The sequence below is a fragment of the Catenulispora pinistramenti genome, assembly GCF_018274385.1.
GTDB classification, from domain to species: domain Bacteria; phylum Actinomycetota; class Actinomycetes; order Streptomycetales; family Catenulisporaceae; genus Catenulispora; species Catenulispora pinistramenti.
Genome location: NZ_JAAFYZ010000258.1, coordinates 1 through 14173 on the forward strand (window position 1 = coordinate 1; position 14173 = coordinate 14173).

The window sequence follows — 14173 nt, forward strand, 5'->3', positions numbered from 1 at the left end:
ACGTTGTTGGGGGCGTTGGTCGCGTCGGCGGTGACGTTGGTGGCGCTCGGGTCGGTGCACTCGGTGGCGCTGATCGCGGTGCTGGCGTTCTTGGCGGGGCTGGCCAACAACGCGACGCGGCCGGCGACCGGGGCGATCATTGCGGACGTCGTGCCGTCGGCTGATCGGGGCCGGGCTTATGGGCTCAACTATTGGGCGATCAATCTGGGGTTTTCTGTCGCGATGCTGTCCGCCGGGGCGGTCGCCTCGCACGGGTACAGCCTGCTCTTCATGGGCGATGCCGCGGCGAACCTGGGGTGCGCCGTGGTCGTCTTCTTTACAGTGCCGGAGACACGGCCGGTCTCGAGTGCCAGTTCTACTGGTGCTGCTGACGGCGGATCTGTTGTTGCTGGAGTGGATCCGGACGAGCGCGGGGGCAGCCTGACTGATGTGCTGCGGGACCGGATCTTCCTGGGATTCTTGGGGGCGGTCCTGGTTGGTGCCGTCATCTACTCGCAGGCGCAGACTGTGCAGCCGATCATGATGGGTGAGGCGGGCCTCGGGCCCGGGGCGTACGGGGCGATCGCGGCGCTGAACGGGATCTTGATCGGGGTCCTGCAACTCCCGTTCACGACCTGGCTGCGCCGCTACGCCCATGGCCCGGTGCTGGCGGTCTCGTCGTTGGTGACCGGTGCCGGATTCGCGGTGCCGCTGCTGATCTCGGCGGTGGGGCATCCGATGGGGGTCTACGCGGCGTCGGTGGTGGTGTGGACGCTCGCGGAGATCGGGACCACGCCGCCCCAGATGGCGCTGGGTGCCGATCTGGCGCCGGCGCACTTGCGGGGGCGGTATCAGGGCATGTCGACGCTGGTGTGGAGCATTGCCGGCATCATCGGACCGCTGGTCGGCGGGTGGGCGTTGAGCACGCTCGGCTCCTCGGCCGTGCTGTGGGCCAGCCTGGTGCTCGGCGCGGCCGGGGTGCCGGCGTGGCTGGTGATCGGTCGCCGCTCGGCCGGGCGGGTGGCCGCGCTGCGGGCCGCCGAGGCGCACTTGGAGCTCTCGCTGTCCCGTGCGCTGGCGGCCGCTGTGCCCGTGCCTGAGCTTGTAGCACCTGACGTGTCCGAGGCGCCGGAGCCCGCGTGACAGTGCGGGCAAGGGTCAACGGGCCCTGATATTCCAAACGAGCCTGCGTTAGGCTCGCCGACACACGGGGCGGAGGAGTCGGCTCGCTCCGCCCGGGCAAGATGGGAGCTTCCAGAACTGACGATGCACGCTGACGTCAGGACTCGATCATGAACTCGGAAGACCACCTCGATGATGACCCCGGAGGCGCGCCGTCCGAAACGGGTAGCCCGTCCGCACCCGATCCGGCGGCGGCGTCCGATGCCGAGCCGGGGCCCGATGACCTCGCCGATATATCCGTCGCTCAGCCGTTCGCCGAGCCGGAGCGGCCCGATGAACGCCGACGCAATCCGCTGCGACGGCTCGCCGCCTGGCACCGGCGGCAACCACGGTGGCGACGTCGGACGCTGTCGTCAGTGGTGGCTTTGTGTGCCGCGCTGGCGACACTGCTGGGCGTTACCGGAGCCGCGCTGTACGCGGAAGGCGCCGGTACGCCCTCGGCAGCCGCACGCAGCACCGGTGAAGACGCCCTGTGGCTGGGCCATGCCTGGGTCGGCTGGGCGCCTGGCGCCGACAACACGGCGAAGACCTATGCCGACTTCCAGGCGTTGGCCGCCCTCGTTCGCTCTTCAGGTATCAAGGATCTGTTCGTGCACGACGGGCCCTTCGAGATGGACGGCTCACTGAACCCGGCCAAGAGCCCGAACGCCGAGTGGTTCATAGACGCCGTTCACCGGGAGCTCCCCGGCGTACGGGTCCAGGCCTGGCTCGGCCAGGTCGTCGGCGGGGACGCCCTGCATCTGGACGACGCCGCCACGCGGGGCCGTGTGGTCGCCGGGGTGACTGCCGCGCTGGACCGCGGCTTCGACGGCGTCCACTTCGACTTCGAGCCGGTGCCGGACGGTGACCCCGGCTACCTGGACGTGCTGGCAGCGACCCACACCGTCACCATGGCCCACCACGCCTTGCTGTCGGCGTCGGTGCCGCAGGTGGAACCGCTGCCCGGCTTCCGGCTCCCCGGCAACTTCCTGGCCGGGCACCCGAAGTGGTGGTCTCGGGACTACCTGCGGCAGGTCGCCGTGCACTGCGACCAGGTGGCGCTCATGGCCTACGACACCTCGCTGCCGACGGCGTGGGCCTACCGGGGCTACGTCGCCCGGGAGACCCAGGTGGCTCTGAGCGTCGTGCCGCAGAACGTCGAGCTGCTGATCGGGGTCCCGGCCTTCCACACCGACGATCCCGGCCACTGGGCCAGGGCCGAGACCATGCCCGCCGCCCTGGACGGAGTGCGCCTGGCGCTCGGTGCGCACCCGCCGTCCCGGCGGTTCGGCGTCGCCCTGTACGTCGACTTCGCGGCGACCCCCGCTGACTGGGCGGCCTACCGCACCGACTGGCTCAGTCCGGCCCGGGCGGGGTGACCAGCGTTCGGGCATCGGCGTAGCGCGTGTTCGGGTCCAGCGGCAGCGGTTCGCCGCTGCTGGCCTCGGAACAGCAGAACGCGAACATGCCGGCGGCGTCGATCGGTGTGGTCTGGCCGCCGGACAGGCGCCAGCCGCGGACTACGTAGCCGGGTGTCCCGGTGCCCACGTCCGGCTCCAAGAGCGGACGGGAGCGCAGGATGACCGTCGCTTCGGCGCCCGTGACGTGGGCCAGCGCGAACAGCTCGCAGAGCTCGCGCTCGGCACCGGACGCGGGCAGCCGGACCGCCGGGACCTCGGTGGCGATGTCCATCCTGAGGTCTTCGCCCGCGGTGACCGCGCCGGTCGCGGTGGGAACCGAGCAGTTCAGCCGGTGAGCTCCGGAGCCGATCGTCAGGACGAGGCCTATGAAGACGGACTCGGCGTATTCACGGGCCCGGACGACGGCCAGCTGCGGGTCATCGGTGTTCCGGGCCGCGGCCCAGATCCGGACGTCGAGGTCGTCGACCCGCTCGGTGAGGTCGGCGAGGGAGGTGCGGGGCTGAGGCAGGTTACTGATGGTGGACATGGGATCCCCTCCTGGAATGATTCGAACTTTCGTGCTTGATTCCACTGTAATCGGACATCAGTGTCTATGGGAGGTTTCTGTCATTCTGTTACGAGAAAATGTGCTGGTGTTCGGGTTCTGCGGTGACAGTCCTTAGCCCATGGTTCGAAACGAGCGCCACATCGCGAGGTCGTAGCCCACGGCCAGGGCGGCACCGACCAGCAACGGACCACCGAGGGCCACGGATGAGCCGGTGAGCAGCAGGGTCGCTGCGAGCGGGCTGACCGAGACGGCGACGCCCCGAGCTGCCGTCGTCAGCGAGGCCGCGGCGGTCCGATGCTCAGGGCCGACCAGAGCCGCGGTGAACGCCTGGCGGGCCGCCACGTCGATCTTCGAAAGGGCCTGACGCGCGAGCAGGAGCACGACAGCGTCGCCTAGATCGGGCGCCAAGGGAATGCAGGCTAGGAAGACATTGGAGGCCAGGTGCGGCACGAGCATGGCGGGAAGCAGGCCGTGCCGGCTGACGATGAGCGGTGCCGCGAGTTGAGCGACTGCGGGCAGCAGGTTCGCCGCGAAGAAGATGAGGCCGAGGTCGGTGGCCGTGGCGCCGTATCGGTGATGGAACCACCAGGCGAGGATTGCTTGCACCGCGAGCCCGCCGGCGAAGGCGTCGACCGCGAACAGGCGCGCCAGGCGGCGGACCGGGCCCGGTAGTCGAGTCGGGGTAGGAGCTGCGACCGCTTCGGGATCGATCGATGGCGGGGAGACGGGTGTAGGCGATCCTGCTGGCGGGTCCGCCGAAGGCTCTGCCTCGGCCGACAACCGCAGAAACAAGAATCCGGTCGCGAAGGCGATGATCGAGTAGAGCGCGAACGCGGCGTTCCCGGCCAGCGAGGTAGGTAACGCACCCAAGGCTGCGGCGGCGAGACCGCCTACGGCACCAGCGGCCTGTGCGGTCACGTTGTACCGCGTGAAGACCGCCGTACGCTGGTGAGCCGGCGTACGTTGCGCGAGAATCGCCTGCTCAATGCCTGAAAACGGCGTGTTGTCGTTGGTCGACGGCGACACCGTTCCGATGAAGGCCGCGATCAGCAGCACCGGATACGACCTGGTGATCGCGAAAGCCAGACCCGCGATCCCCATCAGGCAAGCGCTGACCAGCAGCGACGTCCGGCGCCCGAAGCGGTCTGCGTATCTGCCCATCGCGATCGTCGCCAGCACACACCCGGCAGCCGCCACCGCGAGTATCGCGCCGAGGCGCGTGCCGCTGATACCCGCGTTCTCGAGCATCCCCACGAGCAGCACGCTGGTACAGCCGTAGCCGAAGGTCCGCAGCGCGCGGGTGGCGATGATCAGGGAACTGTCATCGTGGGCCGGAACTCGCGTGGGTATAGGGCGTATCAGCCCACGAAGAGCAGGTGTATGCCACATGGAGGGTCCCCCCTTTCAGGACCCTCCGATGATGGCAGAAAACGGATATTAGGGTGAAAAGGTCGTTACTCGTTCGGCCTAGTAGGACTTCGGCAGCCCCAGCGTGTGCTGCGCGATGAAGTTCAGGATCATCTCCCGGCTCACCGGCGCGATCCTGGTCACCCGGGTCGCCGCGAGCAGCGGGGCCAGCCCGTATTCGGTCGCCAGGCCGTTGCCGCCGTGCGTCTGGATCGCCTGGTCGACGGCCTCGACCGCGGCGTCGGCGGCGGCGAACTTGGCCATGTTCGCCGCCTCGCCGGCGCCGAAGTCATCGCCGCTGTCGTAGAGCCAGGCCGCCTTCTGCGTCATGACCTTGGCGAGCTCGACGTGGATCGCCGCCTGGGCCAGCGGATGCGCCACGCCCTGGTGGGTGCCGATGGGGCGGTCGCGCCAGACGGTCCGGGTCTTCGCGTACTCGGCGGCCCGGTCCAGCGCGTACTTCGCGGTGCCGACCGCGAACGCCGCGGCCATGATCCGCTCCGGGTTCAGGCCCGCGAACAGCTGGAGCAGGCCGGCGTCCTCGTCGCCGATCAGGGCGTCGGCCGGGAGCCGCACATCGTCGAAGAAGAGCTGGAACTGCTTCTCCGGGCCGGCGATCTCCATCTCGATCATGGTCTTGGTGAAGCCCGGGGCGTCGGTGGGAACCACCATGAGTGCCGGCTTCAGGTTGCCTGTGGCGGCGTCCTTGGTGCGGGAAACCACCAGCACCGCGTCGGACTCGTCAACGCCGGAGATGAACACCTTCTGGCCGCTCAGGACCCATTCGTCACCGTCGCGGCGGACCGTGGTGGTGATGTTGTGCGAGTTGGAGCCGGCGTCCGGTTCGGTGATGCCGAAGGCCATCTTGAACGAGCCGTCGGCGATCCCGGGGAGCCACTTCTGCTTCTGGGCCTCGGTGCCGAAGCGGCTGATGATGGTGCCGCAGATGGCCGGGGACACCACGATCAGCAGCAGCGGACAGCCGGACCGGGCCAGTTCCTCGCCGACCGCGGCCAGGTCGGCGATGCCGCCGCCTCCGCCGCCGTACTCCTCCGGCAGGCTCACGCCGAGGTAGCCGGCCCGGCCCACCTCGTCCCACAGGTCGGTCGACTTCAGGCCGGCCTTGGCCTGCCGCCGCACGTAGTCCGGTCCGTACCGCTTGGCCAGGTCGCGCACCGCCTGGCGGAGCGCCACGCGCTCCTCGGGCTCCACGAAGCTCATATCCGCCAGCCTGCCAGGCCCGGAAAGCAAAAACAATCCTGCCTGTTTGTTTTTTGGCCGGTAGTGGGCCTGGGTTTCCAGGGCGCTGCCGGGGCGAGGAGGCAACAGCGACAGAGGACATGCGCCGGGCTGGATGACGACTCCGGGGTCTGGGCCGTCGACAACCCCGGGACCGTCAGCGGATCGTGCTGGCTCGGCATCGGCGCGGCGCGATGGCCGACGTGACGGTCGTGCTGGCCGAGCTGTCAGGAGTCTGAGGGATCGGGGGTGGCCCCGCCGTCCGGTGAGGCGACCGCGTCGTCCTTGAACAGTGGCTCGGCGTCGGACTCGGCGGTCGGCTTGGTCAGCGGACCCGCGATCGCCTCGGCGTCCAGCACGGTGGTCAGGGGCGGGAGCGCTTCATTGGTCTCGATCGGCACATGCTCCTTGCTGGTCTCCACCTCGCTCTGCGGTGCCCCGGTAACTGTGTCCACCGCCTTATGCACCGCCTTCACCGCGTCCGTCGGCGACCCGCCGGCGCTCTCCAGGAAACGGAGCAGCTCGACCGGGAACGGCAGGACGAGCGTCGAGTTCTTCTCCGCAGCGACCTCGACGATCGTCTGCAACAGCCGCAGCTGTAGCGCAGACGGAGTCTCCGCCATGATGCGCGCGGCGTCGGCCAGCTTGCCCGAGGCCTGGTACTCGCCGTCGGCGGTGATGATGCGGGCCCGGCGCTCGCGGTCGGCCTCGGCCTGGCGGGCCATCGACCGCTTCATCGACTCCGGCAGCGCCACGTCCTTGATCTCGACCCGGTCGATCTCCACGCCCCAGCCGGTCGCCGGGGTCTCCAGCATCAGCTCCATACCCTGGTTCAGCGGCTCGCGGTTGGAGAGCAGGTCGTCCAGGAGGCTCTTGCCGATAATGGAACGCAGCGAGGTCTGCGCGACCAGCGACACCGCGTACTTGTAGTCCTGCACGTAGATGAGCGCGCGGGCCGGATCGATGACTCGGAAGTAGACGACGGCGTCCACCCGGACCGTGACGTTGTCCCGGGTGATGCCTTCCTGAGCCGGCACCGGCATGGTCACGACCTGCATGTTGACCGTGCGCAGCCGGTCCACGCCGGGGATGATCCGGGTCAGGCCCGGTTGTCGGATGCTGTCCAGAGCCCGGCCGAAGCGGAACACGATGCCCCGCTCGTATTGCTTCACGGTGCGCAGCGAGGCACCGAAGCCCGCTGCTCCCGCCGCCAGAGCGGCGACGATGGCGCTCACGATCGCAGTGATCATGGCGGGTCCTTCCAGAAAGGACGCGATGGCGGTGCCTCGCCGACCGGCGTCGCACCCTGATCAATCAGTATACGAATTTCTTCGCTAACCGGGACCCTCCCGGCATGGTCGCCGACGGTTCAGCGGTATTCGGCGAGCCGCCGCCACACCCCGGCCACCGCCAGCGCGATGACCGCGCCGAACACCACCGCGGGCACCGCCGCCCAGCCCGACGCGCCGGACCGGGCGTCGGACATCGTGGCCTGGAAAGCATCCAGTTGCGTGTCCGCGGCCTGGCCGAGGTGGGTGTCGAGGGCGTAGAAGTCCTGGCCCAGCTGGCCGCCGGCGATGCCGGTCGCCTCGGTGAGCGCGGATCCCACGTCGCCGCCGTCGACCTCACTCTTGATTTTACCCGCGTCGTGTTGGACAGCCGTCCAATCAGACCCGGCGCGCTGGGAAAGCACCTGGTCGGTGCCGTTCAGACCGGTGTGGAGCAGTCCCGGGACGCCCCCGGCGCCGTTCAGGGCGGCCAGGTCGGCGGCGTAGCCCTGGTCGTAGCCGAAGTTCGGCGCGACGGTGTAGCGGACGATGGAGCCGACGGCGTCGAAGGAGACGGCACGCGCGTGCTGGATCCCCAGGTAGGGCGTCATGCGCTGGTTGACGGCGTTCTGTACGCGGTCGGTCTGCTGGGAGGTCATTCCCAGGCCGGCGATGAGGAAGGCGACGGTGGCGACGGTGGCGACGGCCAGGAACGGGTTCAGGGTTCGGCGGAAGCGCACGGACATCGCCAACTGCAGGAAGAGCAGGGCTGCAAGCAGCGGCAGGGTGGTGACCAGGACCAGGACTGTGTCGACCGACCAGGAGTCGTTCTGGCTTTTCGCCGACGTCGCCAGTTGCTTCGCGTAGGAGTCCCGGATCTGCGCGGCGACCGGTAGGAGGTCGAAGTGCATGACGTCCGTGGCGCGGCTGTAATAGGCGAGGGCGACGGGGTCGGGGTGCCCTTTACTGGCGTCTGTAGAGAGTTGGTCGACGGAGAGGGCTGTGGTCGACAGGTCGTGGTAGAGCGTGACCTTGTCCAGCATGGTCTGGAACTGTCCCTGGACCGCCTGGTCCGAGGTGCCGCCAATAGCCTGGCGCAGGTCTGTGTCGACCTCCGTGACCCGGCTGTTGAGCGTCACCTGTGCGTCACCCTGCGCGGTGTCCAGGTCGCTGTCCCCGATGGTCAGCATCTCGCGCGCGGTCTGCGAATCCAGGTCGCTGAGCGCGAAGTACAGGTCCGAGGCCGATTGTGCGAGTGGCGCGGTCTCCTTCCCCACCCGGTTCACGCCGTGTTGGGTGTCCGCTATCGCCACCGTCCCCGTGGTCAGAGCTGCCGCCGCGAGTACCACTATGGCGCCGGTCCACAGTCGTAGCCTGGTCGGTGTCCTGCGTTCAGTTGTCCTCCCCACGGGACCACCGTAGGGAGCGCCTGTGAACGGATGGCGACGTCAGGTAGAACGTTGATTCAACAGGCCGATGGGAGGGCGCCGGGGACGTGCCTGGGCGGCGCTTAGGGGGTGCTCAGGGCGGGCCCATTACGTACCCGCCAGCACTGTTGCGCGAAGTACCTGCGGCGGTCGGTAAAGTTTCCTCCTGATCGGCCCAGTCAGTTGACCCCCTTTGAAGGAGCGCCCCGTGTCCGACTTCGCAGTGACGATCGCCGACGGCCCCAGCCGGGACGAGCGGACGGTCACGGTCGGCACGACGCTGGCGGACCTGTTCGCCGGTGACCGCTCGGTCGTCGCCGCCCGCCTGACCGACGCCGCGGGGACGCGCCTGGTCGACCTGGCCAGCCTGGCCAAGGCCGGTGACGTGGTCGAACCGGTGGCATCCGACTCCGAGGACGGCCGGGCGATCATCCGCCACTCCACGGCGCACGTGCTGGCCCAGGCCGTGCAGCAGGCCTTTCCGGAGGCCAAGCTCGGCATCGGCCCGCCGATCCGCAACGGCTTCTACTACGACTTCGACGTCGACCGGCCGTTCACCCCGGAGGACCTGAAGGCCCTCGAGAGCCGGATGCAGGCGATCATCAAGCAGGGGCAGCTGTTCTCCCGCCGCCCGGTCACCGATGAGGCGGCGCGGGAGGAGCTGGCCAGCGAGCCCTACAAGCTGGAGCTCATCGGGCTCAAGGGCAAGGCGTCCTCGGACGAAGCCGGCGAGGGTGTGGACGTCGAGGTCGGCGCCGGTGAGCTGACCATCTACGACAACCTGGACGCCAAGACCGGGGACCTGTGCTGGAAGGACCTGTGCCGCGGTCCGCACGTCCCCAACACCCGGTTCATCCCGGCCTTCAAGCTGATGCGCTCCGCGGCCGCCTATTGGCGCGGCAGCGAGAAGAACCCGCAGCTGCAGCGCATCTACGGAACCGCCTGGGAGACCCGGGACGCGCTCAAGGCACACCTGGAGTTCCTGGCCGAGGCCGAGAAGCGGGACCACCGCAAGATCGGTGCGGAGCTGGACCTGTTCTCGTTCCCGGACGAACTCGGTAGCGGTCTGCCGGTGTTCCATCCCAAGGGCGGGACCATCCGTCGGGTCATGGAGGACTACTCCCGGAAGCGCCACGAGGAGGCGGGGTACGAATTCGTCAACACCCCGCACATCACTAAGGGGCATCTGTACGAGATCTCTGGGCACCTCGACTGGTACAAGGACGGGATGTTCCCTCCCATGGTGCTGGACGAGGGACACGGTAAGCAGGAGTACTACCTGAAGCCGATGAACTGCCCGATGCACAACCTCATCTACCGGGCGCGTGGGAAGTCCTACCGCGACCTTCCGCTGCGGCTGTTCGAGTTCGGCACCGTGTACCGCTATGAGAAGTCCGGCGTGGTGCACGGACTTACCCGGGTCCGTGGACTCACGCAGGACGATGCACACATCTACTGCTCTCGCGAGCAGATGCGCGACGAACTCGTGAGCTTGCTGCGCTTCGTGTTGGACCTGCTGCGCGACTACGGGCTGAACGACTTCTACCTGGAGCTGTCCACTAAGGACCCGGAGAAGTACGTCGGTACAGACGAGGAATGGGAACTCGCTACAGAGACTCTGCGTGAGGTCGCTGAGGGGGAGGACCTGGAACTGGTCATGGACCCTGGCGGCGCGGCGTTCTACGGTCCGAAGATCTCGGTGCAGGCGCGCGACGCCATCGGCCGGACCTGGCAGATGTCGACCATCCAGCTCGACTTCCAGCTGCCGCAGCGGTTTGACCTGGAGTACCAGGCCGCGGACGGCTCGCGGCAGCGGCCGATCATGATCCATCGGGCGCTGTTCGGCTCGATCGAGCGGTTCTTCGGGGTGCTGACCGAGCACTACGCCGGGGCGTTCCCGGCCTGGTTGGCGCCGGTGCAGGTGGTCGGTATCCCGATCACGGACGCGCACGTCCCGTACCTGGAGCTGGTAGCGGCCAAGCTGCGCGCGGAGGGGGTCCGGGTGGAGATCGATTCCTCGGACGACCGGATGCAGAAGAAGATCAGGAACGCGCAGAAGCAGAAGGTTCCCTACATGCTGCTGGCCGGCGACGACGATGTGGCCAAGGCCGCAGTTTCGTTCCGGTACCGGAGTGGGGAGCAGAACAACGGGGTGCCGGTCGATGAAGCCGTCGCCGAGATTGTGAAGGCGGTGCGGGAACGGATCTGAGCGCGGATCCGCGGCGCCGCGTGAGTGCGTCCGGCCGACCGGGACCGACGGGGGCCCCGGTCGGGCGGCCGGGCGCAGACGGGGAACCAGGGGGATGAGCAATGCTGATCACGCATGAGAAGTGGCCGCGTACGGCGGAGGAGGCCGAGGCGGAGCAGGGGCGGCTGGCGGGGTTGGTGGACGTGTCCACGCCGCTCGGGCCGGTGCGGTATATCGCGGGGCTGGACGTGGCCTATGCGATCGACTCTTCACGGGTCGCGGGGGCGGTCGTGGTGCTCGATGCGGACACGCTCGCGGTCGAGGACATGGCGACGGCGGTGATGGACGTCGAGTTCCCGTATGTGCCGGGGCTATTGGCGTTCCGGGAGATGCCGGCGCTGATCAGCGCGCTGGCCCGGCTGACGGTCGAGCCGGATGTGTTGGTCGCCGACGGGTATGGGATCGCGCATCCGCGGCGGTTCGGGTTGGCGTGCCACCTCGGGGTGCTGGCTGGCAAGCCGGCTATGGGGGTGGCGAAGACCGCGTTCGTGGGGCGCTCTGCAGAGCCCGGGATTCAGCGGGGCGAGGCAGCTGATCTGGTGCACGATGGCCAGGTGGTCGGCGCTGTGTTGCGGACGCAGCTGTCTACGAAGCCGGTGTACGTCTCGCCCGGGCACCTGATTACGGTCGGCGACGCTACGCGGATGGCTTTGCGGCTGGCGGCTAAGTATCGGTTGCCGGAGACCACACGGTTCGCTGACCAGTTGTCGCGGCGAGCGTTGGCTGCCGCTTAGTCTTCTTTCTTCTCTTTTCCAGTCGCAGCTTCAGGCTGGTCGACCGGTGCTTCGGCGTCGGCGGCCAGCTTTTTCAGGATGCGGACGAACAGGTCGGCCTCGATCGGCGTGAGGTCGGCCAGGAACGCCTTCTCCGTCTGCTGATGGCGGCGCTCGCCCTCGGCGAGGGTGTTCTTGCCGTGCGCGGTGAGCTCGACGATGTTCTTGCGGCGGTCGTCGGGGCTGCGGCGGCGTTCCACCAGGCCTTTGGCCTCGAGCTCGTCGACCAGGGCGACCATCGTCGTGCGGTCGACGCCGAGTTCGTTGGCCGCGTCGAGCTGGGACAGCGGCTCGGCGGCGTCGAGGACGACCAGCACGGCCAGCTGGCGCCCGTTGATACCCAATGACTCCAGGGCCCGGGCGCCGGACTGCGAGAAGTTCAGCTGCGCGTGCTTCAGCAGGTAGCCGAGTCGGGAGGTGAGCAGTTCGGCCATACGAGGTACTCTACCCTCAGACTGATTGTCAGTGGCACTGATGATTTGCTACAGTGACGACATGGAGCTGAAGATCGGCCTCAAGACCAGCCTGATGCACGTGTCCTACGACGACGTCCGCCGGGTGTGGCAGCAGGCTGACGAGATGACGGAGATAGCCGACGCCTGGCTGTGGGACCACATGATGCCGCTGGCCGGCGACCGGGGCGGCCCGGCTCTGGAGGGCTGGACGACGCTCGCCGCCCTGGCCGCCCAGACCTCCCGGCTCCGCATGGGACTGCTGGTGACGAGCAACCGCTTCCGGCGCCCGGCGCTGCTGGGGAAGATGGCGACGACGGTGGACGTGATATCGGACGGCCGCCTGATCATGGGCCTCGGCATCGGCGGCACCGTGCAGTCGCCCGGCGCCGGCGGCGTTCCGGGCGAGAACCCGGGGATCAGGGAGTACGCGGCCTACGGCATACCGCTGATCAGCCCGCGCGAGGGGATAGCGCGACTAGTCGAGACGGTGACGATACTGCGGAAGATGTGGACCGAGGAGGAATTCGACTACGAAGGGCCATTCACCACGCTGACCGGCACCCGCAACTCCCCGAAGCCGATACAGCCGACGGGACCGCCGCTGCTGATAGGAGCCTGGGGAGATCGCGCACTGCGCGTGGTGGCAGAGCACGCGGATATATGGAACATACCGGGGCCGCCGCACAACTCGGTCGAGGCGCTCGCCGAGCGTTCGCGACTGCTGGATCGGTACTGCGAGGAGATCGGCCGGGACCCGGCGGAGGTGGAGCGTTCGGTGCAGATGATTGTGACGGACGACGGGGCCGCCGAGGCGCGCGAGACGATCGCGGCGCTGGCGGGGGCCGGGTTCGGGCATGTGGTGGTCGGGGCTCGGCGGCAGTATCAGGCTGACGGGATGAAGTGGATGTTGGAGGAGGTGGTGCGGCCTGCTTATGAGGTGGGGGTGGGGTGAGGTGGGGAGATATCAGGCCCGATGGTGGTGTGGGTGAGAGGTGGGCAGGGCTCGCGAGTGGAGTGAGTCGGTGGGGATGGGGGTGGCAGGGTTCTGGATCGCGGGGGTGGAGTGGGCTGGCGGGAGTATGGGAGATGGCCGGGCTTCGGTGGTGAGTTGAGTGGGGAGGGTGCAAGATATCAGGCCCTTCAGGTGAGGTTGCAGGTGAGGTTGTTGGTGAGGGCGGGTGGAACAGACTGGTGTGCTGCCCGACGACGTTGTGGTGAGAGCTCGGATGAGGTGAGGTTTGAGCGCTACGCGCGATGGCAGGCCTTGGAGCCGGCTTCGGCTCGGGCTGGGATGAGGTGAGGTTTGAGCGCTACGTGCGATGGCAGGCCTGGGCGATGGCTTTGGCTCGGGCTGGGATGAGGACTGAGCGTCGGGTGTGATGGCGGATCTTCGCGCTGGCTCTGGCTGGGCACGGGCGAGAGAAACTGCGCGCCATGTGCAATGGCCGCGTTGGGGCGCTTGGCTTTGGCGCAGGTGTGGGTGGCAAGGCGGGAGCGTCGGGCGCGATGACGGAACCGGGGCGATGGCTTCGGCTCGGGCGACGGCGAGAACTTATGTGGCACGCGCAACGGTGGAACCTCGGCGGTGGTTATGGCTTACGCCGGGCGAGATCTGAGCGCGAGTGTGATGGCGGATCTTGGCGCCGCCTCTTGCTCGGGCTGGGACGAGAGCTGGCGTCGGGCGTGATGGCCGAGCCGGGTGCCGGCTTTGGCTCGGGCTGGGATGATGACTGAGCGTTGGGCGTGATGGTGGATCTTCGTGCCCGCTCTGGCTGGCGCCGGGCGAGAACCTGTGGGCCATGCGTAGTGGCCGCGTCGGGGCGATGACTTTGGTCCGGGCGATGGGGTGAGTATCTGCGCGCCGTGCGCAGCGGCTGCCTTGAATACGTGGTCGGTGAGGTGGCTGGCGATGTCTGGCGGATGGGTGTGGATCCGCTGGCTGGGCGAAGTGTGTCGCGAGCGCAGAGCAAGTTGCTCGATGGCGCGGGCCGCTTCGGAGGTCAGCGCTGCTGGTGGCGGACTCTGAGCCTTGGGCATGTGGTGGCTCGGGCTGTGGGTGCGCGGGTGCGGCGGGGTGGGTCTGGGGTCTCGGCCGATGGGGGTGGCGTGCTTACTGTGTGAGCTATGCAGCTTCGTGTCGAGAACCCTTTGGCGTACCTCAGTCTTGCTGAGCTTCGGACGCGGACCAGTATGAAATGGCGCGAGTATCCGGCGGATGTGCTGCCTTTGTGGGTGGCGGAGATGGATG

General features: G+C 68.2%; 11 protein-coding genes. 5 read left to right on the forward strand and 6 right to left on the reverse strand.

The window, feature by feature from the left end; translation table 11 throughout:
- The coding region (locus KGQ19_RS42165) for an MFS transporter (RefSeq protein WP_212020096.1) at positions 1-1122 on the forward strand (1122 nt) is incomplete at its 5' end.
- Between the two features lie 149 nt (positions 1123-1271).
- The gene (locus KGQ19_RS42170; protein WP_212020098.1) at positions 1272-2519 is read left to right on the forward strand and encodes a glycoside hydrolase family 18 protein; all 1248 of its coding nucleotides are present in this window, start codon (positions 1272-1274) and stop codon (positions 2517-2519) included.
- Here KGQ19_RS42170 and KGQ19_RS42175 read toward each other — a convergent pair.
- From KGQ19_RS42175 to KGQ19_RS42195, 5 genes are all read right to left on the reverse strand, one after another.
- Positions 2497-3087, reverse strand: a complete 591-nt coding sequence (locus KGQ19_RS42175) for a hypothetical protein (protein WP_212020099.1) — start codon at positions 3085-3087, stop codon at positions 2497-2499. The genes KGQ19_RS42170 and KGQ19_RS42175 overlap by 23 nt on opposite strands.
- Positions 3088-3219: 132 nt before the next feature.
- Complete coding sequence (locus KGQ19_RS42180) at positions 3220-4497, reverse strand: MFS transporter (protein WP_268908181.1); 1278 nt, start codon at positions 4495-4497, stop codon at positions 3220-3222.
- Between the two features lie 78 nt (positions 4498-4575).
- A complete protein-coding gene (locus KGQ19_RS42185) occupies positions 4576-5736 on the reverse strand; it encodes an acyl-CoA dehydrogenase family protein (protein WP_212020103.1) in 1161 nt (386 codons plus the stop codon).
- Positions 5737-5981: 245 nt separating this feature from the next.
- Positions 5982-7004 carry a slipin family protein gene (locus tag KGQ19_RS42190; RefSeq protein WP_212020104.1) on the reverse strand — a complete coding sequence of 341 codons (1023 nt, stop codon included), beginning with the start codon at positions 7002-7004 and terminating at the stop codon, positions 5982-5984.
- Between the two features lie 119 nt (positions 7005-7123).
- Positions 7124-8431, reverse strand: a complete 1308-nt coding sequence (locus KGQ19_RS42195; protein WP_212020106.1) for a GlnX family signal transduction membrane protein — start codon at positions 8429-8431, stop codon at positions 7124-7126.
- A gap of 226 nt (positions 8432-8657) precedes the next feature.
- Between KGQ19_RS42195 and thrS the strand changes: the two genes are divergently transcribed.
- Positions 8658-10658, forward strand: coding sequence for a threonine--tRNA ligase (thrS, locus tag KGQ19_RS42200; RefSeq protein WP_212020107.1), 2001 nt, complete (start codon positions 8658-8660; stop codon positions 10656-10658).
- A 101-nt stretch (positions 10659-10759) separates the two neighbouring features.
- A complete protein-coding gene (locus KGQ19_RS42205) occupies positions 10760-11431 on the forward strand; it encodes an endonuclease V (RefSeq protein WP_212020108.1) in 672 nt (223 codons plus the stop codon).
- Here the strand turns inward: KGQ19_RS42205 and KGQ19_RS42210 are convergent.
- Complete coding sequence (locus KGQ19_RS42210; protein ID WP_212020109.1) at positions 11428-11904, reverse strand: MarR family winged helix-turn-helix transcriptional regulator; 477 nt, start codon at positions 11902-11904, stop codon at positions 11428-11430. The genes KGQ19_RS42205 and KGQ19_RS42210 overlap by 4 nt on opposite strands.
- Before the next feature lie 61 nt (positions 11905-11965).
- Here KGQ19_RS42210 and KGQ19_RS42215 point away from each other — a divergent pair, with 61 nt between their 5' ends.
- Positions 11966-12877, forward strand: a complete 912-nt coding sequence (locus tag KGQ19_RS42215; RefSeq protein WP_230420289.1) for an LLM class flavin-dependent oxidoreductase — start codon at positions 11966-11968, stop codon at positions 12875-12877.
- The last annotated feature ends 1296 nt before the right edge of the window (positions 12878-14173 follow it).

Excerpts from the sequence above, each read along its gene's own strand:
- KGQ19_RS42170 (WP_212020098.1), top strand. The coding sequence starts at position 1,272 with ATGAACTCGGAAGACCACCTCGATGATGACCCCGGAGGCGCGCCGTCC.
- KGQ19_RS42175 (WP_212020099.1), bottom strand. The coding sequence starts at position 3,087 with ATGTCCACCATCAGTAACCTGCCTCAGCCCCGCACCTCCCTCGCCGAC.
- KGQ19_RS42180 (WP_268908181.1), bottom strand. The coding sequence starts at position 4,497 with ATGTGGCATACACCTGCTCTTCGTGGGCTGATACGCCCTATACCCACG.
- KGQ19_RS42185 (WP_212020103.1), bottom strand. The coding sequence starts at position 5,736 with ATGAGCTTCGTGGAGCCCGAGGAGCGCGTGGCGCTCCGCCAGGCGGTG.
- KGQ19_RS42190 (WP_212020104.1), bottom strand. The coding sequence starts at position 7,004 with ATGATCACTGCGATCGTGAGCGCCATCGTCGCCGCTCTGGCGGCGGGA.
- KGQ19_RS42205 (WP_212020108.1), top strand. The coding sequence starts at position 10,760 with ATGCTGATCACGCATGAGAAGTGGCCGCGTACGGCGGAGGAGGCCGAG.
- KGQ19_RS42210 (WP_212020109.1), bottom strand. The coding sequence starts at position 11,904 with ATGGCCGAACTGCTCACCTCCCGACTCGGCTACCTGCTGAAGCACGCG.
- KGQ19_RS42215 (WP_230420289.1), top strand. The coding sequence starts at position 11,966 with ATGGAGCTGAAGATCGGCCTCAAGACCAGCCTGATGCACGTGTCCTAC.